The following is a 23,248-nucleotide window of genomic DNA, read 5'->3' as shown; positions in this document are numbered from 1 at the left end:
AGCGACGGCGGCGTCAGCTATCCAGGCAGGTCGGGCCGAGGAGCACCTTCAGGTCACCGAACAATGAGGGGCTAGGGTTGACCCGCAAGTGCACGGGCAGCCCCATGACCTCCACCCGGGCATCGCCCTGCAGGTGCAGCCGGACCTCGGACTTGCCGCGGTGCGTCCTGAGGACGTCCCCGAGTTCGGTCACCACGGCTTCGGTTGCCTTGTGCGTCTGCATGGTGATCACCAGCGGGCCGTTCAGGCCCTCGCTGAGGTCCGGGACCGAGAGTTCCATGCAGTTCAACGCGACGGCGCCGTCGTCCCGGCGCTGCAGCCGACCCTTGACCACCACGATCAGGTCTTCGGCCAGCACGGAGGCGATCGGGCCGTAGACCTGGCCGAAGAACATGACCTCGACGGAACCGCCCAGGTCCTCGATCTCCGCTCGGGCATAGGCGTTGCCGCTGGCTTTGGCGATCCGCCGGCTCAGGGAGGTGATCATGCCCGAAATGGTGACTATGGCGCCGTCGTGCGGGCCGTCCTCGGCGATGAGCGAGGTGATGGACTGGTCGGCGTGTTGGCTCAGGAGCCCTTCGAGCCCCTGCAGCGGGTGGTCCGAGACGTAGAGCCCGAGCATGTCACGTTCGAACGAGAGCTTGTCCTTCTTCTCCCATTCCGGAAGGTCGGGAATCTCGATGCTGAGGGACGACTCCGATTCGGCTTCGTCGAAGCCTGCGAAGAGGTCGAACTGGCCGATTGCCTCGTTGCGCTTGAGCGTAATGACGGAGTCGATGGCTTCTTCATGGATCATGGCCAGGGCGCGCCGGTGGTGGTTCAGGGAGTCGAAGGCGCCGGCCTTGATCAGGGATTCAATGGTGCGCTTGTTGCACACAACGGCCGGGACCTTCATGAGGTAATCCTTGAAGGACGTGTAGGCACCTTCTTTTTCGCGCGCCGCCACCATGGCCTCGACGACGTTGACGCCGACGTTGCGGATGGCGCCCATGCCGAAGCGGATGTCGTTGCCGACAGGGGTGAAGTTGAGGGCTGACTCGTTGACGTCCGGCGGCAGCACGGTGATGCCCATGCGCCGGCATTCGTTGAGGTAAATCGCCGATTTGTCCTTGTCGTCGCCGACGCTGGTCAGCAGGGCGGCCATGTACTCCGGGGCGTAGTGCGCCTTCAGGTAGGCGGTCCAGTAGGAGATCACGCCGTACGCGGCCGAGTGCGCCTTGTTGAAGGCGTAGTCGGAGAAGGGCAGCAGGATGTCCCAGAGGGTCTTGACGGCGGCCATCGAGTAGCCGTTGTCCTGCATGCCCTGGGAGAAGCCGGCGAACTGCTTGTCCAGCTCGGATTTCTTCTTCTTGCCCATGGCCCGGCGCAGGATGTCGGCCTGGCCGAGGGTATAGCCGGCGAGTTTCTGCGCCACCGCCATAACCTGCTCCTGGTACACGATCAGGCCGTACGTGCCGCCGAGGATTTCGGAGAGCGGTTCCTCCAGTTCCGGGTGGATCGGAATGACGTCCTGGATCTTGTTCTTGCGCAGCGCGTAGTCGGTGTGCGCGTTGGCGCCCATGGGCCCGGGCCGGTAGAGGGCCAGCACGGCGGAGATGTCTTCGAAGTTGTCAGGCTTCATGAGCTTGAGCAGGGAGCGCATGGGCCCGCCGTCGAGCTGGAACACACCCAGGGTGTCGCCGCGGGCCAGCAGCTCGTAGGACGGGGCGTCGTCGAGGGCCAGGGACTCGAGGTCCAGGTCCACGCCGCGGTTCATCGTGATGTTTTCCAGGGCGTCGGAAATGATCGTGAGGTTCCGCAGGCCGAGGAAGTCCATCTTGATCAGGCCGAGGCCCTCGCAGGTGGGGTAGTCGAACTGCGTGATGACCTGGCCGTCCTGGAAGCGGCGCATGATCGGGATGACGTCGATGATCGGGTCCGAGGACATGATCACACCGGCCGCGTGCACACCCCACTGGCGCTTCAGGCCCTCGATGCCCAGGGCGGTCTCGAACACCTTGGCGGCCTCGGGGTCGGTGGCGACCAGCTGCCGGAAGTCCCCGGCCTCGCTGTAGCGCTTGGAGTCCTTGTTCTGGATGTCCGCGAGCGGGATGTCCTTGGCCATCACGGCCGGCGGGAGCGCCTTGGTGAGCTGTTCGCCCATGCTGAACGGGTAGCCCAGCACGCGCGAGGAGTCCTTGAGGGCCTGCTTGGTCTTGATGGTGCCGTAGGTGACGATCATGGCGACGCGCTCGTCACCGTACTTGCGCGTGACGTAGTCGATCACTTCGGAGCGGCGCCGGTCATCGAAGTCGACGTCGAAGTCAGGCATCGAGACGCGGTCCGGGTTCAGGAACCGCTCGAAGATGAGGCCGTGCAGCAGCGGGTCGAGGTCGGTGATGCGCATCGCGTACGCCACCATGGAGCCGGCGCCCGAGCCGCGGCCGGGACCTACCCGGATGCCGTTGTTCTTGGCCCAGTTGATGAAGTCGGCCACCACGAGGAAGTACCCCGGGAAGCCCATGGAGGTGATGACGCCGAGCTCGTAGTCCGCCTGGGTGCGCACCTTGTCCGGCACGCCGCCCGGGTAGCGGTAGGCCAGTCCCGTGGCCACTTCCTTGACCAGCCAGGAGGTCTCGTCCTCGCCGGGCGGGCAGGGGAAGCGGGGCATGTAGTTGGCGCCGGTGTTGAAGGAGACTTCGCAGCGCTCGGCGATCAGCAGGGTGTTGTCGCAGGCCTCGGGGTGGTCGCGGAACAGCTCCCGCATCTCCTGCGGGGACTTCAGGTAGTAGCCGCTGCCCGAGAACGCGAACCGGGACCCGCCGTTGTCGTAGCTTGGCTCCAGGAGCGTCGAACCGGACTGGATGGCCAGCAGGGCCTCGTGCGCCTTGGCGTCGTGCTCGTGCGTGTAGTGCAGGTCGTTGGTGGCCACGAGCGGCAGGTTCAGGTCCTTCGCGAGGCGCAGCAGGTCGCCGGTGACGCGCCGCTCGATGTCCAGGCCGTGGTCCATGAGTTCGCAGAAGTAGTTTTCCGCCCCGAAGATATCGCGGAACTCGGAGGCCGCCTCCAGCGCCTCCCGGTACTGGCCGAGCCGGAGCCGGGTCTGGACTTCACCCGAGGGGCAGCCGGTCGTGGCGATGAGCCCTTCGGAGTACGTGTTCAGCAGTTCCCGGTCCAGCCGCGGCCATTTGCCGAAGACGGCGTCCAGCGAGGCGATGGAGGAAGCCCGGAAGAGGTTCCGCATGCCCACGTTGTTGTAGCTGAGCAGGGTCATGTGCGTGTAGGAGCCACCACCGGAGATGTCGTCCTTGCGCTGGTTCTCTTCGCCCCAGCGGACGCGGCTCTTGTCATTGCGCGCGGTTCCCGGCGTCACATAGGCTTCGACGCCGATGATCGGCTTGATGCCCTTGTCCGTGGCCCGTTTCCAGAAGTCGAAGGCGCCGAACAGATAGCCGTGGTCCGTCGTGGCCAGAGCGGGCATACCCAGCCGCTCGGTTTCATCGAATAGCTCTCCGAGCCGGGCGGCGCCGTCCAGCATGGAGTACTCGGTGTGGTTGTGGAGATGGACAAACGAGTCGTTGCTGGAAGTCACCGGACCATTCTAGTGCCGGGCACCGGCCCCCGCTGCCAGGCACGCACCGTGGCCGGCGCCCCGGCGCCCCGGCACCGCCGGACCAGGGACGCGGGATCAGGCACCGCCGGATCAGGGACGCGGAATCAAGGACGCGGAATCAAGCCTGTCCGGATTCCAGGACTTCCAGCGCGTAGCGCAGGTCTTCCGGGTATTCGCTCGTGACGGTGACCCGCTCCCCTGTGCGGGGGTGGTCGAAGGACAGCTGACGGGCGTGCAGCCACTGCCGCGTGAGTCCCAGGTTCGCCGCGAGGCGCGGGTCCGCGCCGTAGGTCAGGTCACCGACACACGGGTGCCGCAGTGCCGAGAAGTGTACGCGGATCTGGTGCGTGCGCCCGGTTTCCAGGTGCACCTCCACGAGCGTGGCTTTGCCGAAGGCTTCCAGGACCTCGTAGTGCGTGATGGAGTCGCGGCCGTCCTCGATCACGGCGAAGCGCCAGTCGTGGCCCGGGTGGCGGCCGATCGGTGCGTCGATCGTGCCAGCCAGCGGGTCCGGGAGGCCCTGGACGACGGCGTGGTACACCTTGTCCACAGTCCGCTCCTTGAAGGCACGCTTCAGGGCCGTATAGGCCCTCTCGGTCTTGGCGACCACCATCACGCCGGAGGTCCCGACGTCGAGCCGGTGAACGATGCCGGCGCGCTCCGGCGAGCCGGAGGTGGAGATGCGGTAGCCGAGGCCCGCCAGACCGCCCACAACAGTGGGACCGACCCAGCCGGGAGACGGATGCGCCGCGACGCCGACCGGTTTGTCGATGGCGACGAACTCGTCATCATCCAGCAGGATCTTGAGGCCTTCCACGACTTCCTCCACGACTTCCAGGGGGTCCCGCCGGTCCGGGACGACGACGTCGAGCACGGCGCCGGGGCTGAGCTTGAGGGATTTTCCGACGGCTTTGCCGGCGCTCGTGACGTTGCCTTCGGCGATCAGCACGGCAGCCTGGGAACGGGAGATGTCCATCAGTTCGGCCAGTCCGGAGTCCACCCGGGTCCCTGCCAACTCCTCCGGGACCACGATCCGCCGTGGCGCGCCGGATTCCTCGGCGAGGTCCGCCAGGTCCTCGGCCTCGTCTTCGCTCAGGTTCTTCGGCGTATGGTCAGACATCGCGTTCCGCTGCTTCCTTGGTATGGTGCGAGCCGTCGAGAGCGATGCCCCTGAGCGTGAGCAGGCAGATGATCACGACGGAGGACACCACGGCGGAATCGGCAATGTTGAAAATCGCGAAGTTTGGCAACTGGATGAAGTCCACCACGTGGCCCATTGCGAAGGAGGGCTCCCGGAACAGCCGGTCCGTGAGGTTTCCCAGGGCCCCGCCCAGCAGCAGGCCCAGCGCCAGGGCCCACCAGACCGAGCCCAGCTTCCGCAGCTGGAGCAGGATCGCCACGGACACGGCCGCCATGATGATGGTGAAGACCCAGGTGACGTTCTCGCCGATGGAGAACGCGGCCCCGGAGTTGCGGATGTAGTACCAGTGCAACAGCGGGGGCAGCACGGGGATCCGTTCACCCTCGATCATATGGCTGGTGACCCACAGCTTGGTCAGCTGGTCGAACACGTAGGCGAACACCGCCAGGGCCGAGAAAACCGAGAGCAACAGCCCCCGTCGAGGCTTGGCGTGCGCTACGGGCGCGGGTGTCGTGGCGTCTGGTGTTGGGGCGTCAGTCATAGGGCTTTCATTCGGGAGCCAGTGCGGGGACTGGGGGCTTGCCGCTTGGCCGAGCAGGCCACGGAAGATGGCGGTGAATGGCAAAAGCCGGCGGCCGAGGAATCCTCAGCCACCGGCTTTCAGAATACTTGGCTTTTTGCCCTAGCTGGCTTCGACCTCAGGGGCCGCCACGGAACCGCGGGCGTCCAGGTCGCGGAGCTGGCCTTCGATGTAGGCCTTCAGACGAGAGCGGTAGTCGCGCTCGAAGCCGCGGAGCTGCTCGACCTTGCGTTCCAGCACGGAGCGCTGCTGCTCGAGGGCACCGAGGATCTTGCGGGACTTTTCCTGGGCGTCGTTGACAAGGCTGCTGGCTTCGATCTGGGCTTCAGCGATGATCTTGTCCCGCTGCTGCTCGCCGTCGGCGATGTGCTTGTCGTGCATCTGCTGCGCCATGGCGAGCAGGCCGGCAGCGGACTCCGAGACAGGGGTGGCGGCGGCGGGTGCCGGGGCAGCGGCAGGCGCGGGAGCCTTCTCGGCTTCCTTCTTCTTCGCAGCTTCGGCTGCCTTGGCCTCGGCTTCTGCCTTGGCGCGGTCTTCTTTGTCCTTGTCGACCTTGACGGGGGCCGGCACCTTTTCCACGACGGGGGCCGCGGCGGCGGAGCTGGCGGGCGTGCCGGCGCCGAGTTCGGCGAGCTTCTTGCGCAGCTCGTCGTTCTCCTGGTTCAGACGTCGCAGTTCCACGACGATCTCGTCCAGGAAGTCATCAACTTCGTCCTGGTCGTAGCCTTCGCGGAACTTGGTCGGCTGAAAGCGCTTGTTGACAACGTCTTCTGGCGTCAAAGCCATCTGGTCACCTCGTTGGTCTAGTTAGTCAGGAGGCCTTCCGGCCGTCAAAACTACGGTACCTAAATATGGTCTGGTTCCTCTAATTCAACACCGCAGTGTCAAACCGGAGTTTTGTATCAGTTTGGGCGCGGCGCGGGTCCGCCTTCCCGCTAAGCCGCGATGGGCTGGGCGTATACGAGGCTTTTGGCGACCGCCATCGCCACCGTCACGGCCACGAAAAGCAGCAGGAAGCCCAGGTCGAGCGATATCCCGCCGAGCCGGAGCGGTGGGATGAGCCGCCGGAGCAGTTTGAGGGGTTTGTCTGTGACGGAATACACAGCGTGCGCGGCTACGAGAGCCACGCCGCTCGGCCGCCAGCTCCGCGCGAACATCTGTACCCAGTCAAAGACAAGCCGAACAATCAGGGCTACAAAAAAGAACAGCAGCGCGATATAGACAAGTCCGAAAACAATTCCCATGAGTTAACTCATATCTCCATGTTCATTCCGGAAACCGCAGTGTCCTTAAAATGGTTACGCCTCTATTTCAACACGGATAATTCAGCACGGATGCCAGACAGGTGTCCCTGCCTGGCATCCGTGGAAAAATCCTGCGCTAGCTCTGGTTGAAGAAGGCGGCCTGCGTCTCGCTGACCTTCTTGTCATCGCCGATGACTTCAACGTACGACGGCGAGAGCAGGAATACCTTGTTCGTGACCCGTTCGATGCTGCCACGCAGGCCGAAGACCAGTCCAGCGGAGAAGTCGACGAGGCGCTTGGCGTCCGCTTCGCCCATGTCGGTGACGTTCATGATGACGGGGATGCCGTCACGGAAGCTTTCGCCGATGAGTTTGGCGTCGTTGTAGGAGCGCGGGTGGATCGTGGTGATCTGCCGGAGTCCGGTGGTCTCTTCGCGGCTCGATGCCGCTCGCTTGATGGGTGTCACAGGTGCGCGATATTCCTCTTCAGCGGCGTGGGGCTCTTCCCGGGGGACCTCGCGGACCGGCGCCGCACGGCGCTCCTCGCGGTCGTGCTCCATGGAATTGTCCTCATCCTTGTGCGGTGTGGGGTGCTCGGACTCGTAGTGTTCCTCGCCGTCGGCGAGCCCAAGATAGATCATTGTCTTGCGCAGAGCGCCAGCCATGGTCGACTCCTATCGTGTCCGTCAGCGGGCCGCTCAAAATGACCTGACAGCCTTGGAATTCCCGCCATTACCTTCCAATACGTTGAACCTACCGCAACGCCGGACGCGGACCGAGAATATCCGAGCCAATACGAAGGTGTGTCGCACCGAACCGGATGGCAGCTTCGAGGTCCTGGCTCATGCCGGCGGAAATACCTGTGGCGTCCGGGTATCCGGTCCTCAGCCGGGCCGAGATCTCAGCAAGCTTCTCGAAAGCGCGGCCGGGATCCGCGCCGAGCGGAGCCACCGCCATGACCCCCGCCAGCCGCAGCCCGTCGGAGCTTGCCAGGCGGTCGGCCAGCGCGGGGACGTCGTCGGGAAGCGCGCCGCCCCGGTGACCGTCGGCGTCGTCGTCCAGGCTGACCTGGATAAAGCAGTCCAGCGGGTCCCGGCCAGTGCGTTCGCGCTCGGCAGCCATGGCCTTGGCCAGGGCACCGGCGAGCTGGGGCCGGTCAACGGCGTGTACGGCGTGGGCGTACTTCACGACGGATTTGGCCTTGTTGCTCTGGAGCTGGCCGATGAAGTGCCAGCGGAGGTCAAGGTCGCCGAGCCCGGCCGCCTTGTCCGAGGCTTCCTGGTCCCTGTTTTCGCCGACGTCGGTGACGCCCAGTGATGCGAGCCGCCGCACGTCCTCCGCGGGGTGGAACTTGGTGACGACGATCAGCCGCGGCGGCGATTCCTGCCGTCCGACGGCCGCCGCGGCGCCGTCGATCCGGGACCTGACCGCGGCGAGGCGCCCCCGGAGCTCGGCCAGCCGGGGATCCTGCTGCTCATCCATCGTGGCGTGGCCCCGCCCCGAGCGGGGAACCTGTCCAGACCAGGCCGGCGAACCGGCCGGTGTTGCTGTTGCGGCGGTAGGAAAACAGCTTTTCGTCTTCCAGGGTGCAGCCGCCGGAGTATTCGACCCGCACGCCTGCGGCCTCCAGCTGGCTGCAGACTCCCGCCGGCAGGTCCAGCCCGGGCGTACCTCGGGAAGTGCTGCACCAGGTAGCGGGGACGATGGCCACTACGTCCGCCCGCATCCCGGCCGGCACCTCGTAGCACCGCCCGCAGATGGACGGGCCGATCCAGGCGCTGATCTCCGCAGCGCCGAGCTCACGCATGCGCGCCACCGCGGCGGGCACCACACCGGAGGCGACGCCGGGCCGTCCCGCATGCACCGCACCGAGCACCGGCGCTCCCCCGGCAGCCTGCTCCCCCACCAGGACCACGGGCACGCAGTCGGCCACCATGACCGCCAAAGGCTGACCGGCGGACACCATGGCGTCGGCGGTCGGTGCAGCGGGGACGCTGCCGGCGATCGTGGCGACCTCGTGGCCGTGGACCTGGTTCATGTAGTGGAAGCCGCGGCTGCCGAGGCCGGCGGCCAGGTCGAGCTCCCTGCGGCGGCGCCGGACTTCCGCCGGATCGTCGCCAACATGGAGCGCCAGGTTGCCGGCGTCGGCGTCGGTGAAAGCCACCCAGACGCCGGGCCGGGCTTCCGTCCGCCACGAGAACACTCAGAACACCGCCAAACTTGTTTGCAGAGCTTCAATCCTACGAGAAAGCACCATGGCACTGCCATCCGGCAGTGCCATGGTGCCTCAGGACCTACTTCAGGAAATCGGGGACATCCAGGTCATCCGAATGGCGGCCGGACAGGTCCGGTTCCACGACGGACGGCAGGTCGACGTCGAAGCCGGAGTCTGCCGGCACGGCGGACGAACGCTGCTGGCCCCAGCCGCCCAGGGCGGAGGCGCCGACGGTTGCGTGCAGCGGCTGGACGTGGGCCGAGGCCGGGGCCTGCGCCGGAGCCGGTGCGGCGGCCGGGGCTGCCGGGCGCTGCGGTGCCGTCTGCGGGAGCGACTGGTCCATCGACGGCGAGGTGGCCTTGACGTCGTCGAAGCCGGCGGCGATGACGGTGACACGGGCTTCGTCGCCGAGGGCGTCGTCGATGACGGCGCCGAAGATGATGTTGGCCTCCGGGTGGGCGACTTCCTGGACCAGGCGGGCCGCCTCGTTGATTTCGAAGAGGCCCAGGTCCGAGCCGCCCTGGATGGACAGCAGGACGCCGTGCGCGCCGTCAATGGAGGCCTCGAGCAGCGGTGAGGCGATGGCGAGCTCCGCAGCCTTGACGGCACGGTCCTCACCGCGGGCCGAACCGATGCCCATGAGCGCCGAACCAGCGCCCTGCATGACGGACTTGACATCGGCGAAGTCCAGGTTGATCAGGCCCGGGGTGGTGATCAGATCGGTGATGCCCTGGACACCGGACAGCAGGACCTGGTCGGCGGAACGGAATGCGTCCAGCACGGAGACGTTGCGGTCGCTGATGGACAGCAGCCGGTCGTTCGGAATCACGATCAGGGTGTCGACTTCGTCGCGCAGGGCGTCGATGCCCGCCTCGGCAGAGCCGGCGCGGCGCCGGCCCTCGAAGGTGAACGGGCGGGTGACGACGCCGATGGTCAGGGCGCCGAGCGAGCGGGCAATGCGGGCCACGACGGGCGCGCCACCGGTGCCGGTGCCGCCGCCTTCGCCGGCGGTGACGAAGACCATGTCAGCGCCACGGATGACCTCTTCGATTTCCTCGGCGTGGTCCTCGGCAGCCTGCTTGCCGACCTCGGGGTTCGCACCGGCTCCCAGCCCGCGCGTCAGCTCACGCCCGATGTCGAGTTTGACGTCGGCATCGCTCATCAACAATGCCTGCGCATCGGTGTTGACCGCGATGAATTCGACGCCGCGAAGACCGACCTCGATCATGCGGTTGACTGCGTTCACGCCACCGCCGCCGATGCCGACGACCTTGATGACGGCCAAGTAATTCTGCGGAGCTGCCACGTTACGTGTCCCTTGTTCGTGTTCTGTTGCGAAAACTGATGGAGTCGGGCTTGAAGCTTCGAACCTTAACCTTCGAGTTGAAGGTTATAGTTATGTCAAGTAACTCATGTCTGTGACGCTATTTCCTATGTAGGGGACATTCAATAACCGGCGCCGCGTGTCGCGGGAATACCGGTCAAATACCCTTAATTTGTGCTGCATTTGCTGCTGTCCTGCGACCGCCGGGTGCCCGGCGGTTTGCCACCTGGGGCGTGGTGCCTCGCACGCGTATCGGAATTCCAGGCTAACCGATCGGCTGCTATCGGGTGACCGGGTGCCTGGGCACGCTGACATCGTAGATCCGGACCGGATTTTTCGGGTCGACGGGAGCCTTGAGGAGCGCGGCGAGGACCCGGGCCTTGAGTTCCTTCTCCCCCGCATTTCCCCAGATGATCGTCTGGCCGTCAACGAGTTTGAGTTCGACGGCGTCCGCGGACTTCGCCGAGGCATCGGAGAGCCTGGCGAGCACGTCTGCCGGGAGCGCGCCCAGGACGCCGGTGATCGCGTGGAACAGCTCCGGAGCCAGCGCGCCGTCCCCGGCGTCGATCACCGGCAGCGCTATCGAGGCGGAGTCCGTGGTGCTGCTGAGCCGGACGCCGTCAACATCCACCAGCTGGAAGCCGTCGCCCTGCTTGAGCATGGCCACCGGGAGGCGCTCCGTGATGTGCACTGCCAGCGTGCCCGGCGGGCGTGCCTGGGTGGTCACCTCTTTGATCTGGACGAACGGCTGCAGGAGGGCTGTTACGTCCTCGTCGCCGATCTGCGGCAGCGGCTTGCCCTGCAATGGCGCCAGGGCGGCCTGCACCTGCCCTGCGCTCAGCAGCTTCGTGCCCTCCACGGTGACGGTCCGCAGCGCCAGCACTGGCGTGTAGACGGCCGCCAGCACGATCGCGGCGACGAGCCCGGCGACGACCCCGATGGTGCTCAGGAGGATCCGTTTCCGCCGCTTGGCCTTGGGCTCGGGAAAGGACAGCACATTGTCCTGCTGCCGCTCCGGACCGCTGGCGGCAGGGGTTCCGCCGGCCGCGGTCCGGGCGCCCGGCCCGGAATCGGCCTTTGACGCCGAAATCACATCCGTTGGCGCCTGGGCCTGACCGTCCGACGACGGACGCCGTGTCCCGGTCTTATAGGTGGGGCGGCGGGTGCTAGGCACCGGCTGCTCCAGCTGCCGCGGCGCCGTGGTCCGGGGCGCCGGCGTTCAGGGCCGCGACGATCAGCGGGCCGTAGGCCGTGACATCGCCGGCTCCGGCCGTCAGCACGATGTCGCCGGGGGCTGCCGCGGCCACTACGGCCTGCACGGCCGCCTCGTCCGGGCCGATCAGCCGGCCGCCCGGGGCCAGGTGGTCGCCGATCAGCTGGCTGCTGACGCCGGGGATGGGGTCCTCACGGGCGGGATAGATGTCCAGGACCAGGGCCGTGTCCGCAGCGTTGAGGGCTTCGGCGAATTCACGGGCAAATTCGCGGGTCCGGGAAAACAGGTGGGGCTGGAAGAGCACGTGCACCCTATGCCCGCCGGCCACGGACCGTGCGGCGGACAGCGCGGCCCGGACCTCCGTGGGGTGGTGGGCGTAGTCATCATAGACACGCACTCCACGGCCCTCGCCCTTGAATTCGAAGCGCCGCGAGGCTCCGGCGAAATGCGCGAGGGCTCCCGCAGCGGCCTCGGGCGCGACGCCGAGTTCGAGCGCGACGGCGAACGCCGCCGCCGCGTTGAGCGCGTTGTGCCGCCCGGGAACCTGGAGATCGACGGCGAACCGTCCCCCGGGGGTTTCGATCCAGACGTCGCCCGGACCGCCGTCGTGCAGCTTGAGCGCGGCACCGTCCGCCGTGCCGTAGAGGACCACCCGGGTGTTGCCCCGCTCCAGGGTGCGGCGGGCCAGAGCCCGGGCGCCGTCGTCGTCCGCGCAGGCCACCAGCACGCCGTCGGCGGGCAGCAAGGCGGTGAAGCTGTCAAACGAGGCGTACACTGCTTCGGCAGTGCCGTAATGGTCCAGGTGGTCCGGTTCGACGTTGGTGACCACGGCGATCCGCGGGCGGTAGTTCAGGAAGGAACCGTCGGACTCGTCGGCTTCCGCGACGAAGATGCTGGAACTGCCGTGGGCGGCGTTGACGCCCAGCGCCGGCACGTTCGCGCCGATCGCGAAGGACGGGTCCAGCCCGGCGCCCTGCAGCAGAATGGTGATCATCGACGTCGTGGTGGATTTTCCGTGGGTGCCGGCCACGGTCACCACCGTGTCGTCCGCCATCGTGGCCGCCAGCGCCTCGGAGCGGTGCAGGACGGGCAGCCCGGCGGCCCGTGCTGCGGCCAGCTCGGGGTTGTCCGGGCGGATCGCGGAGCCGGCCACGACCGATTGGGCGTCGCCGAGGTTGGCGGCGGCATAGCCGACGTGGATCCGGGCACCGGCTGCGGCGAGTTCGGCCATCACGGGCAGGTCCTTGGCGTCCGAGCCGCTGACCGGCAGGCCGCGGGCCACCATGATCCGGGCGACGGCGGACATGCCCACGCCGCCAATGCCGATGAAGTGCACCCGGCCGAGGGACTCCTGGGTGCGGCCGGCCTGCGGCTCCGGCTGGTGTTGGGGCTGGATCATGGCTCTACCGCTTCCTGCTGTGCTTTTTCAAAGGCGCTGACTTCAACGGCTTAGCCTTCGAAGACGCTGCCGCTGCAATGACGAGATCGGCCATGCGCCGGTCAGCATTTCGAATGCCGAGCTGGCCGGAGCTGGCTGCCATCCGGGCGAGCCTCGCGCCGTCCAGCAGCAGCGGGATGAGGTTCTGGCGCAACCACTCGGGGGTGAACGCACTGTCTGCCACGATCAGGGCGCCGCCGGCTTCGACGAGGCCGGCGGCGTTGAGCGCCTGCTCCCCGTTGCCGATGGGCAACGGCACGAAGACCGCGGGCACGCCGACGGCGGCGGCTTCGCAGACGGTGGCGGCCCCGGCGCGTGCCAGCAGCAACCCGGCCGCGGCGTAGACGGATTCCATTACGTCCACGAATTCCACCTGCCGGTAGCCGGGTGCTGCGAGCGGCTTGCCGTCGGCGTCGTGGACCGACTTGCCGCGTCCGGTGATGTGCAGGGTCTGGATGCCGGCCTCGGCGAGGGCTCCGACGGACGCCGCGATGGTCCGGTTGATGCTCTGCGCTCCCGAGGAACCGCCGGTGACGATCAGCGCAGGCTGCTGTGGATCGAGCCCCAGTGCCGTCCGGGCGGCCGCCATGGCTGCCGCGCGGTCGAGTCCGGAGATCTCACGGCGCATGGGCATGCCGACGTGCACCGCCCCGGGGAGCCTGGTGCCGGCGAAGGCGACAGCCACCTTGGCGCCCAGCCGTGCCCCCACCCGGTTCGCGAGGCCGGGCCGGGTGTTGGCTTCATGGATGACAATCGGGATATTCCGGCGCCGGGCGGCGAGGTACATGGGCGTGCACACGTATCCGCCGACGCCGACCAGCACGTCAGCTCCGGCCTCATCGAGAATGACCCCTGCCTGCTTCACCGCACCGGCGAGCCGGCCGGGGAGCCGCAGCAGGTCCAGCGACGGTTTGCGCGGGAAGGGGACACGGCTGATCGTGGCGAGGTCCAGCCCCGCGGCCGGGACCAGCCGGGCCTCCATCCCGTTGGGCGTGCCGACCGCGAGCAGCCGCGCACCGGGACGGGCTTCCCGGACCGCGTTGGCGATGGCCAGGAGCGGGCTGATGTGCCCGGCTGTACCGCCGCCGGCGAGGACGACGGACAAAGAGGACTCGGTGCTCATGAAGGCCTATTTACGCTTTCGTGCTGGGTTCTTGGGGGCGGGGTTCTTGAGGGTGGGCTTCCGGGGGCGGAGTCCTGAGGGGCGGGCTTCTTGGGCGCCGGGTTCGTCGGCGCGTTCCTGGCAGCGGCCCGGGCGGCGGAACTGCTGGTCCCGAACCGCTTCCGCAGGATCTTGGCCAGCCCGGCCGGGCCGAACTTGAACATCCGCTTGGGCTGCAGGCCCGGCGCCATCTGCGCCCGGGCCAGAGACAAGACTACGCCGATGGCGCACAAGGACATGAGCAGGGCGGAGCCACCATAGGAAATGAACGGCAACGGAATGCCCACCACCGGAGCCAGGCCGGTGACAACGGCCATGTTAACGGTCGCCTGGCCCAGCAGCCAGACCATGATGGTGCCGGCAAGGACCCGGTGGAACATGTCCTTCTGGGCCACGACGACGCGGTAGATGGCGGTTCCCAGGATGCCGAACAGGACCAGGACCACGAGGGTGCCGATCAGCCCGAGTTCTTCGCCGATGATCGCGAAGATGAAGTCATTGTGGGCTTCCGGGATCCAGCTGTACTTCTGCCGGCTCTGGCCCAGCCCCACCCCGAACCAGCCGCCGGAGGCGAGCCCGTAGAGGCCGTTGGTCGACTGGTAATTCAGATCCGAGCCGTCGGCGCAGGTCTGGCCGGTCCAGGACAGGATGCGGCAGACGCGGTTGGGGCTCGTGATGGCCAGGACAGCGGTGGCGGCGCCGAGGAATATCGCGCCAATGCCGAACACGTAGAGCCGGACACCCGCGAAAAAGAGCGCCGCTGCGGTGATGATCATGACGATCATCGCCGTGCCGAGGTCGTTGCCGGCCAGGATGAGGCCGATCACGAGCACGGCTACCGGGGCAACGGGGATCAGTGCGTGCTTCGACTGGCTGAGGAGCTTCGTCTTGGCGCCAAGCACCGTCGCCATCCACAGGGCGAGGGCCAGCTTGGCGGCCTCGGAGGGCTGGAAGGTGAACGGCCCGACGTCGATCCAGTTCTTGTTGCCCAGGGCGCTGCGCCCCATCACGAGCACCAGCACCAGCAGGATCAGCGCGAGAAAGATGGCGAGCCACGCGAAACGTTTGAGCCACACGACGTTGACGCGGGAGAGCAGGAACATGCAGAAGACGCCGATGGCGGCGAACACGCCCTGCTTGAGGGCGGCCGAGTAGGGCGACTCCCCCGCAGCGATGGCCTCCACGCTGGAAGCGGAGAGCACCATCATGATGCCGATCGCCGTCAGCGCCAGCGTGGCGCCGAGGATCAGGTAGTAAGTGGAGCCGTTGCGGGACTTTCCGGTGCCTTCCAGCGCGGACCAGAAGCCCCGGAACCAGCCGCGGACCCTTGCTGCGGGTGACAGTCTTTTTCCCGGCGCTTGGCCGGGCACCTTTGCGGCGGGCGCTTTGTTCCCGGCTGTGCCATGTCTTGCCGCGGCGGGCTTGGCCTCGGCGGGCTTGGCCGCGGCGGGTCTCGCTGCGGCGGGCCTGGCCGCCGGCGTGCGTGTGGGCGTGCTGACCATTGTTACTCCTCGCTGGTCTGAGCCTGCCCTTCCACGAGCCCGCGGACGGCTTCGATGAAGGCGTCGCCACGGTGAGCGTAGGAAGAGAACTGATCCATGGATGCAGCCGCCGGGGCCAGGAGCACAGTGTCCCCGGAGGCGGCCAACTGCGCCGCCGACGCAACGGCCCGGGCCATCACAGTCTCACCGAAAATCGGCGAAGGACCTGCTTCGGCATCGGCCGGTCCGGCAGTCTGCACGTCTTCAGTGTCGCCCTTCGCCTGCCCGATCACGGGGACATCGGGTGCGTGTCGCTGCAGCGCGGACCGGAGCGCGCTGGAGTCCGCCCCGATCAGCACCACTGCCTTGAGCCGGTGGGCCTGCTCCCGGACCAGCGCTTCATAGTTGACGCCCTTGGAGAGTCCCCCGGCGATCCACACCACGTTTTCGAACGTTGACAGCGAGGCTGCGGCGGCGTGCGGGTTGGTGGCCTTGGAATCGTTGATCCAGAGCACGCCGTTGTGGCGGGCGACCAGCTGGATGCGGTGGTCGCCCGGCAGGTAGTCCAGCAGGCCCTTGCGGACTGCGGACGGCTCCGCCCCGTAGGCCCGGACCAGGGCTGCCGCGGCCAGGGCGTTCGCCACCATGTGCCGCGGTGCCACCGGGCCCAGGTCGGCGACGGAGGCCAGCTCGACGGCGCTGTCCCTGCGCTCGGCGATGAAGGCGCGGTCCACCAGGAGGCCCTCGACGACGCCGAGCATGCTGACGGCGGGCGTGACGGTGGTGAAGCCCACGGCGCGGCAGCCCTCCACGACGTCGGCTTCCTCCACCATGCGTTCGGTTTCGATCTGCTCCGCGTTGTAGATGCAGGCCTTCTGGGTGTTTTCGTAGACCTTCGCCTTGTCGGCCAGGTAGGAGGCGTAGGAGCCGTGCCAGTCCACATGGTCTTCCGCGACGTTGAGGCACACACTGGCGACCGGGGACACGGAATGGCTCCAGTGCAGCTGGAAGCTGGAGAGCTCGACGGCGAAGACGTCATAGTCCACCGGGTCCCGGAGAGCGTCCAGGATCGGCGTCCCGACGTTGCCGACGGCGATCGCCTTGAGTCCGGCGGCCTGCAGCATGGACTCGGTCAGGCCCACGGTCGTCGTCTTGCCGTTGGTGCCCGTGATGGTGAGCCAGTCGGCGGTCTTGCGGCCCTTGCGTTCGCGCACGCGCCAGGCGAGTTCGACGTCGCCCCAGACCGGGATGTGTGCCCTCGCCGCGGCGGCCAGCAACGACTGGTCCGGCCGCCAGCCCGGGGAGGTGACGATCAGATCGGGCTTCCCGCCGTCGATCCTGGGCACGGCGGTCACGCCCTCTTCGCCCAGCAGCACGTCCACGGCCCCGACAATCCGCAGCGTTTCCGCCTGCGCCTGCGCCTTCGGGCTGGTAGCGGAGTCCACGACGACCACCCGCGCGCCGAGCTCGATCAGGGTGTCGGCGGCGGCAAAGCCGGAGACGCCGATGCCAGTGACCACAACGCGCAGGCCGGCCCAGTCCGAATCCCAGCTGACCAGGTCCTTCAGCCGGGGCGAGGTGGTGAGCGCTGCCGGGATGGAGTCGGTCACAGGAGCACCACCCATTCGGCGTAGAAGATCCCGAGCCCGGCGGCGACGAACAGTCCGCAGAGGATCCAGAACCGGACAACGACGGTGACTTCCGCCCAGCCCTTGAGTTCAAAGTGGTGCTGGAGCGGGGCCATTTTGAAGAACCGCTTTCCCTTGGTGATCTTGAAGTAGCCGACCTGGATGATGACGGACAGGGTGATCAGGACGAACAGGCCGCCGATGAAGGCAAGGAGCAGTTCGGTCCGGGAGAGGATCGCGAAGCCTGCGACGGCGCCGCCGATGGCGAGCGATCCGGTGTCTCCCATGAAGATTTTTGCCGGTGAGGTGTTCCACCAGAGGAAACCGACCAAGGCGGCGCTGAGGATGGCCGCCAGCAGCGCGAGATCCAGCGGATCGCGGACGGAGTAACAGCCGCTGCCGGCCTGCCGCGGGGAGCCGCAGGCCTGGTTGCTCTGCCAGATACCCATCAGCGTGTAGGCGCCAAAAACCATTATCGAGGCGCCGGCTGCGAGCCCGTCGAGGCCGTCGGTGAGGTTCACCCCGTTGGTCGCGGCCGTGATAATCAGGTTCGACCACAGCACGAACAGGATGGCGCCGAGCACGGTTCCGCCGAAGGCCAGGTTCAGCCACGGGATGTCGCGGACCAAGGAAATCTGCGTGGACGCGGGAGTCAGCCCGTTCTCGTCCGGGAACCGCAGCGCCAGGACCGCGAAAATAATGCCTACGCCGGCCTGCAGGATCAGTTTGGCCTTGGCGTCCAGGCCGAGGCTGCGCTGCTTGGAGATCTTGATGAAATCGTCCAGGAAACCGACGAGTCCCATCCCGACCATGAGGAACAGCAGGAGCAGTGCCGAGGCGGAGGGGCCCGGTGAGACCGGGTTGATCATCCACATGATGAGGTGGGTGAGCCCGTAGCTGGCGAGGACCGCCAGGACCACGATGGTGCCGCCCATGGTGGGGGTGCCGCGTTTCGTGTGGTGCGAGGTGGGACCGTCATCGCGGATGAATTGCCCGTAGCTCCTACGGACCAGCAGCCGGATCAACAGCGGGGTGCCCACGAGGGCAAAGAGCAACGCCAGGCCGGAGCCCATCAGCAGTGCAATCACGGCAGCGAACTCCCTTCAACGGCGGTTCCGGCAGGTTTTCCAGCGGCATTTCCAGCAGTGACTTCGGCACCGCGTCGGGCGGCTTGTGGAGGTAATGCTATCCGATCGCCCAGATGGCGCAGGCCGATGCTGTTCGAGGATTTGAACAGCACCAGGTCACCCGGCTCAAGCTCGGCCTGCAGGAGCTGGTAGGCCTCCTCCGCGGTCTCGGCGAAGACGCATTCGTTGCCCCAGGATCCTTCGTTGACGGCGGAGACGTAGAGCGATCGTGCCTCCCGTCCGACGACGACCAGCCGGGAGATGTTGAGCCGGACCACCTGGGTGCCGACGGCCATGTGCTCCCGGATGGAGTCGGGTCCCAGTTCGAGCATGGCGCCGAGCACCGCCCAGGTCCGGCGTCCGCGGCCGAGGTCGGCCAGTGTCCGCAAGGCGGCCCGCATGGATTCCGGGTTCGCGTTGTACGCATCGTTGATGACGGTGACGCCGTCGGCGCGCTCGGTGCGTTCCATCCGCCACCGGCTGGCAGCCGTCTGTGCGCTCAGCGAGGCCGCGATGCGCGCTGCGGGAATGCCCGCGGCGTGGGCTGCTGCGGCGGCTGCCAGCAGGTTGGACACGTGGTGGGCGCCGATCAGCTTGGCTGTGACGTGCTGCGGGGCCGTCCCATCCGGGGCGCTGTCGCCGGGCAGGAAGAGTTCGAATTCGGGGTGGCCGGCGGCGTTCAGTTCGACGCCTTCCGCGCGGACACGCTCTGCACCGACTCTGTCGGAGCGGCGGTCGCGGGAGGGCTGGGAAGAGTAGCCGAGCACGGCGGCACCGGTGCGGCCCGCCATGGCTGCGACGCGGGCGTCGTCCAGGTTGAGCACGGCGGTGCCGGTGGCCGGAAGGGCTTCGACAAGTTCGCCCTTGGCGACGGCGATGTTCTCCACGCCGCCGAATTCGCCGGCGTGGGCGGTGCCGACGCCGAGCACGACGCCGATGTCCGGGCGCACCATGTCCGCGAGGTAGCGGATGTGCCCGACGCCCGTGGCGCCCATCTCGATCACGAGGTACCGGGTGTCGTAGCCGGCCTTGAAGACGGTGAGCGGGACGCCGACCTCACCGTTGTAGGAGCCCTGCGGGGCGACGGTGTGGCCCGCGCCGGATTCTTCGGCGAGGATCCCGGCGAGCAGGTCCTTGGTGGTGGTCTTGCCGGCGGAACCGGTGATGCCGATGACGGTCAGCGCAGCGCCTTCGGCTTCGCGGCGGGCCCGGATCCGGCGGACAGACTCGGCAGCGAGTGCCCCCATGGCGAGGACCGAGTCCTCAACCACGACGGCAGGGTAGTTCCGGCCCGCGGCGTCGGCGACGTCATGCTCCACGAGGGCCAGCACAGCACCGAGCGCGAAGGCGGCGCCCACGAAGTCGTGGCCGTCGGCCGTCTCCCCCGGCTTGGCCACGTAGAGGGAACCCGCTGTGGCTTCGCGGGAGTCGGTCACCACGGAGCCGGGCGTGATGCCCGGTTCGGCGGCCAGCCGGCCGTTGGTCAGGTCGGCGATTTCCGCCGCGGTAAATGCAATCATCTCGGTTTAGGACTCTATCCGCTGGTCTTGCAGAACGGTGAATCCCCGTGCTGTCAAGGCGGAGCGGAGCTCCACCCTGTCGTCGAGGGCGAGGTTGACGCCCTTGACTTCCTGCCATACTTCGTGGCCCCGTCCTGCGACGAGGATGGTGTCCTCCGGCCCGGCCAGCTCGACGGCCCTGCGGATGGCGGCGTCGCGCGGGAAGACCTCCTCCACCGTGCAGTCAAGGCCCTCGCGGTCCTTGGCATCGAGGGCTCCGGCCAGTACGCCTGCCCGGATGGCGGCGGCGTCCTCGTCGTGCGGGTCATCGTCGCTGACGATCACGGTGTCCGCGAGCCGGGCGGCGATGGCACCCATCGCCGGGCGTTTGCCCTGGTCGCGCTGACCGGTGGCGCCGAAGACGATGATCAGCTTCGAGCCCGGCTCCGGTGAGCGGACGGCCGCCAGGGCCCGGGCCAGGGCATCCGGGTTGTGGGCAAAGTCGACCACCGAGGCGGGCGCCGTGGAGACGAGCTGCATGCGGCCGGGGACGGCGACGGTGAAGGGATCCCGGGCCTCGAGGGCGGCCTGCACCGCCGCGGCGTCGTGGCCGCCTGCGAGCACCATGACGGTGGCCAGTGCGGCGTTGGCGACGTTGAAGCTGCCCGGGAGGCCGGTGTGAACGCGCAGGGCGGTGCCGTCGCGGTGCTGGAGCGTGAAATCGGTGCCGAGTCCGCGCGGGGACAGGCCGGTGACGGTCCAGTCGGCTACTTTCCCGCCGGCGTCGTGTGGTGCCGGGGCGGCCGCGAGGGTCGTGACCGGGATTTCGGCTGAGGCTGCCAGCTTCACGCCCCATTCATCGTCCACTGTGACTACGGCGGTGCGGGCGCGTTCTGCCGTGAAGAGCCGGGCCTTGGTCCGGAAGTACTCCTCCATACTGCCGTGCAGGTCCAGATGGTCCTGGGTCAGGTTGCTGAAGCCGGCGACGTCGAACACCACACCGTCCACGCGGTGGAAGGAGACGGCATGCGAGGAGACCTCCATGGAGGCCGCATCGAGGCCGCGTTCACGCATGAGGGCGAGCAGCGCGTGGACGTCCGTGGATTCGGGTGTTGTGAGCAGACTGGGAATCGGCTCGCCGCCGGCGAGGATCTCGATGGTCCCGATCAGGCCGGTCTTCTGGCCCAGGGCCTGCAGCAGGGCGTTGATGAAGTACGTGGTGGTCGTCTTGCCGTTCGTGCCGGTGACGCCGTAGAGGGCAGGCGCGGCCGCGTCGTCCGACCCGCTCCGGTAAATCAGGGCGGAGAGCCGTCCGACGAGCCCGCGGGGTTCCCCGGCCAGCAGCACGGGCACGGAGATGTCGTTCGAGAGCGCCAGCAGGCGCGCTCCGGCGTCGTCCGTCAGCACCGCGGCGGCCCCGGCCTCCACTGCCTGGGAAACAAAGTCGGCCCCGTGCCGGGTGGCGCCCGGCAGGGCGACGTACAGGTCGCCCGGCTGAACGGCTCGGGAGTTCAGTGAGATCCCGGTGACGGCTACTGAGCCGGATTCCCCGGGAACGACGACGCCGATCGCCTCACCGATGGTTTCCAGCGGCACCGCGGCGACCATAGCGGGCCGGAAGCCCGAGGTGGCGTCCTGGCCGGAGGGCGCGGTGGAAGCGTCTGGGGCGTTGAGCTCTGACAAGGGGATCTCCGTTTGCGGTGCTAGTGGATCTGGCGCTGCGCACGGAAAGATGCTCCGGCCCGCAGGCTTCGTATTCGTACTGGGTGCTGAATGGTGCGGGCGCTACTTGGCGTACTGCGGCAGCCGGACGGGTTCGCCGGTGGACGGCTGGACGTTGAAGGCGCGCAGCGTCTGGCTCATCACCGAGCGGAACACCGGTCCGTTCGAGATGCCGTGAATATCGCCCTTGGGCCGTTGCAGGACCACTTCAACAATAAACCGCGGATCGTCCATCGGCGCCATCCCCACCATGGAGGCGGTCAAGCCGCAGAACCCGGATTTGCCGTCGTCGCACGGCGACTGTGACGTTCCCGTCTTGGCGCCGACCCGGTAGCCGTCGATGCCGGCTTCCTTGATCTGGCCTTCCGTGACGGCGCTTTCGAGGATGTCGCGGACCTGCTTGGCGGTGTCCTTGGAGACGACCTGCCGCGGGGGCTGGGCCGGGACCTTTTCCTCGGTGCCGTCGGGGCTGATGTAGCTGTCGATCAGGCGCGGCTGGAGCATGACGCCGTCGTTGGCGACGGACTGGAAGGCCCGCACCGTCTGGAGGGTCGACTGCGACACCCCCTGGCCGAAGAGGACTGTGTACTCCTGGCGTCCGTCCCATTGTTCAGCCGGCGTCAGGATGCCCTTGGCTTCGGCGGGAAGCCCGATGTCGGGTGCCTCGCCGATGCCGAACTTCTGCAGCCAGTCGTGGCGCTGGTCCTTGCTCAGCCGCTGGCCTGCCATGACTGTGCCGGTGTTCATCGACCAGCCCAGGATGCCGGCCAGGGTCCGTTCCTCTGTGCCGTGTTCGAACGCATCGCTGAAGGTCTGCCCGTCCACGGTGTAGGTCGGCGGGATGGTGAAAGTGTCCAGCGGACTGGACTTGCCTTCCTCGATGAGCGCGGCGGCGGTGATCATTTTCTCCACCGACCCGGGCTCATAGGCGGCGGTGACTGCCCGGACACCGCGGTCCTCCGGCGCGGAGTTTCCGGGGTCGTTGGGATCCGGGGTATTGGTGTCCGCCATCGCGATGATGTTGCCTGTCTTGGCGTCCGAGACGATGATGACGCCCCACTCGGCGCTGAACTTGTCCTTCTGGCTCTGGATCGCCTGCTGCGCGAAGTACTGGAGATCAGAGTTGAGCGTGAGCCTGATGTCCTTGCCGTTCACGGCCGGGGTCAACTGGTCCACGCCTACCGGGATGCGCAGCCCGTCGGCGCCGATTTCGAAGAGCCGCTTACCGGGTGTGCCCTTGAGGATCTCGTCCTGGGTCTGTTCGAGCCCGGCCTGGCCGGTTGTGCCATCCTTCAGGAAACCCACGATTCCGCCGGCGACTGCCCCGTTGGGATAAACCCGCTTGCTGGTGCCTTCGCTCTCGACGCCGGGGACATGCAGCTTGGAGATCCGGTCTTCGACGTCGGGCAACAGGTCCTTGGCCACGATGTAGTACCGCTTGTCGCCCGTGAGGGCGTCCTTCACGTCGTCCCGGTCCATGCCAAGCGCCGCGGCGAGCTCGGAGATGCCCTGGTCCCGGGTTACCTTGACAATCTCGTCCTTGCCCTCGTCGAGCCTTGGGAACGTCTGGGTTTTGGTGTTGACGGTCTGGTCCACCACGATGTTGTAGCGGATCACGCTGCTGGCCAGAACGGTGCCGCCGGAGTCCAGGATGCTGCCGCGTTCGGCAGGGAGTTCGATCGGCGTGAGGCGGTTCTTGAGGGCGGCCTCGGCCATGCCTCCGACGTCGAGTCCCTGGACCAGGAAGAGCTTGCCGCCGACGACGAGCAAGAGCGTGAGCATGAGGCCGAGGCCGAGCCGAAGCCGCCGCGTGGCGCTTGGCACTTTTGCCTTGCGTGCCTTGCCGGTGTTCTGCGCCACGATGATTCCTTGCTGCTTGCCTG

Annotated in this window: 18 protein-coding genes; all 18 read right to left on the bottom strand. The window is 67.4% G+C overall.

Annotated elements, in window-relative coordinates:
- Positions 1-13: 13 nt before the first annotated feature.
- The 18 genes from dnaE to ACQCSU_RS19815 all read right to left on the bottom strand — a co-directional run bounded on the left by dnaE (position 14) and on the right by ACQCSU_RS19815 (position 23,225).
- Entirely contained in the window at positions 14-3,571 is a 3,558-nt protein-coding gene (gene dnaE / locus ACQCSU_RS19900) for a DNA polymerase III subunit alpha (protein WP_426977036.1), read from the bottom strand.
- Positions 3,572-3,710: 139 nt separating this feature from the next.
- A complete protein-coding gene (locus ACQCSU_RS19895; protein WP_426979867.1) occupies positions 3,711-4,568 on the bottom strand; it encodes an RluA family pseudouridine synthase in 858 nt (285 codons plus the stop codon).
- A 136-nt stretch (positions 4,569-4,704) separates the two neighbouring features.
- Positions 4,705-5,274 carry a signal peptidase II gene (lspA, locus tag ACQCSU_RS19890; protein WP_426977035.1) on the bottom strand — a complete coding sequence of 190 codons (570 nt, stop codon included), beginning with the start codon at positions 5,272-5,274 and terminating at the stop codon, positions 4,705-4,707.
- A gap of 141 nt (positions 5,275-5,415) precedes the next feature.
- Positions 5,416-6,099, bottom strand: a complete 684-nt coding sequence (locus tag ACQCSU_RS19885) for a DivIVA domain-containing protein (RefSeq protein ID WP_426977034.1) — start codon at positions 6,097-6,099, stop codon at positions 5,416-5,418.
- Positions 6,100-6,248: 149 nt separating this feature from the next.
- Positions 6,249-6,557: a YggT family protein gene (locus ACQCSU_RS19880; RefSeq protein ID WP_426977033.1), complete on the bottom strand. Its 309-nt coding sequence runs from the start codon at positions 6,555-6,557 to the stop codon at positions 6,249-6,251.
- A gap of 136 nt (positions 6,558-6,693) precedes the next feature.
- Positions 6,694-7,221, bottom strand: coding sequence for a cell division protein SepF (locus tag ACQCSU_RS19875; protein WP_426977032.1), 528 nt, complete (start codon positions 7,219-7,221; stop codon positions 6,694-6,696).
- An 88-nt stretch (positions 7,222-7,309) separates the two neighbouring features.
- Entirely contained in the window at positions 7,310-8,038 is a 729-nt protein-coding gene (locus tag ACQCSU_RS19870; protein WP_426977031.1) for a YggS family pyridoxal phosphate-dependent enzyme, read from the bottom strand.
- Positions 8,031-8,759 (bottom strand): polyphenol oxidase family protein, encoded by a 729-nt coding sequence (locus ACQCSU_RS19865; RefSeq protein WP_426977030.1) that lies wholly within the window; start codon positions 8,757-8,759, stop codon positions 8,031-8,033. The genes ACQCSU_RS19870 and ACQCSU_RS19865 overlap by 8 nt, the downstream gene beginning before the upstream one ends.
- Positions 8,760-8,850: 91 nt before the next feature.
- On the bottom strand, positions 8,851-10,077 hold the full coding sequence (gene ftsZ, locus ACQCSU_RS19860) for a cell division protein FtsZ (protein WP_426977028.1): 1,227 nt from the start codon (positions 10,075-10,077) through the stop codon (positions 8,851-8,853).
- Between the two features lie 298 nt (positions 10,078-10,375).
- Entirely contained in the window at positions 10,376-11,269 is an 894-nt protein-coding gene (locus tag ACQCSU_RS19855) for a cell division protein FtsQ/DivIB (protein WP_426977027.1), read from the bottom strand.
- Positions 11,262-12,707 carry a UDP-N-acetylmuramate--L-alanine ligase gene (gene murC, locus ACQCSU_RS19850; protein WP_426977026.1) on the bottom strand — a complete coding sequence of 482 codons (1,446 nt, stop codon included), beginning with the start codon at positions 12,705-12,707 and terminating at the stop codon, positions 11,262-11,264. The genes ACQCSU_RS19855 and murC overlap by 8 nt, the downstream gene beginning before the upstream one ends.
- A gap of 4 nt (positions 12,708-12,711) precedes the next feature.
- Positions 12,712-13,869 (bottom strand): UDP-N-acetylglucosamine--N-acetylmuramyl-(pentapeptide) pyrophosphoryl-undecaprenol N-acetylglucosamine transferase, encoded by a 1,158-nt coding sequence (locus ACQCSU_RS19845; RefSeq protein ID WP_426977025.1) that lies wholly within the window; start codon positions 13,867-13,869, stop codon positions 12,712-12,714.
- Positions 13,866-15,410 carry a putative lipid II flippase FtsW gene (gene ftsW, locus ACQCSU_RS19840; protein ID WP_426977024.1) on the bottom strand — a complete coding sequence of 515 codons (1,545 nt, stop codon included), beginning with the start codon at positions 15,408-15,410 and terminating at the stop codon, positions 13,866-13,868. Before ftsW ends, ACQCSU_RS19845 begins: the two co-directional genes overlap by 4 nt.
- A 2-nt stretch (positions 15,411-15,412) precedes the next feature.
- Positions 15,413-17,014, bottom strand: coding sequence for a UDP-N-acetylmuramoyl-L-alanine--D-glutamate ligase (gene murD / locus ACQCSU_RS19835; protein ID WP_426977023.1), 1,602 nt, complete (start codon positions 17,012-17,014; stop codon positions 15,413-15,415).
- The gene (gene mraY, locus ACQCSU_RS19830) at positions 16,996-18,105 is read right to left on the bottom strand and encodes a phospho-N-acetylmuramoyl-pentapeptide-transferase (protein ID WP_426977022.1); all 1,110 of its coding nucleotides are present in this window, start codon (positions 18,103-18,105) and stop codon (positions 16,996-16,998) included. The genes murD and mraY overlap by 19 nt, the downstream gene beginning before the upstream one ends.
- Positions 18,102-19,664: a UDP-N-acetylmuramoyl-tripeptide--D-alanyl-D-alanine ligase gene (locus ACQCSU_RS19825; protein ID WP_426977021.1), complete on the bottom strand. Its 1,563-nt coding sequence runs from the start codon at positions 19,662-19,664 to the stop codon at positions 18,102-18,104. Before ACQCSU_RS19825 ends, mraY begins: the two co-directional genes overlap by 4 nt.
- A gap of 6 nt (positions 19,665-19,670) precedes the next feature.
- On the bottom strand, positions 19,671-21,326 hold the full coding sequence (locus tag ACQCSU_RS19820; protein WP_426977020.1) for a UDP-N-acetylmuramoyl-L-alanyl-D-glutamate--2,6-diaminopimelate ligase: 1,656 nt from the start codon (positions 21,324-21,326) through the stop codon (positions 19,671-19,673).
- Between the two features lie 102 nt (positions 21,327-21,428).
- Positions 21,429-23,225: a peptidoglycan D,D-transpeptidase FtsI family protein gene (locus ACQCSU_RS19815; RefSeq protein ID WP_426977019.1), complete on the bottom strand. Its 1,797-nt coding sequence runs from the start codon at positions 23,223-23,225 to the stop codon at positions 21,429-21,431.
- Positions 23,226-23,248 lie beyond the last annotated feature (23 nt).

It is taken from the genome of Pseudarthrobacter sp. O4 (genome assembly GCF_050157025.1).
Taxonomy (GTDB): Bacteria; Actinomycetota; Actinomycetes; order Actinomycetales; family Micrococcaceae; genus Arthrobacter.
Note: the sequence above shows the minus strand (reverse complement) of the source record. Positions and strands in the feature narration are given on the sequence as shown.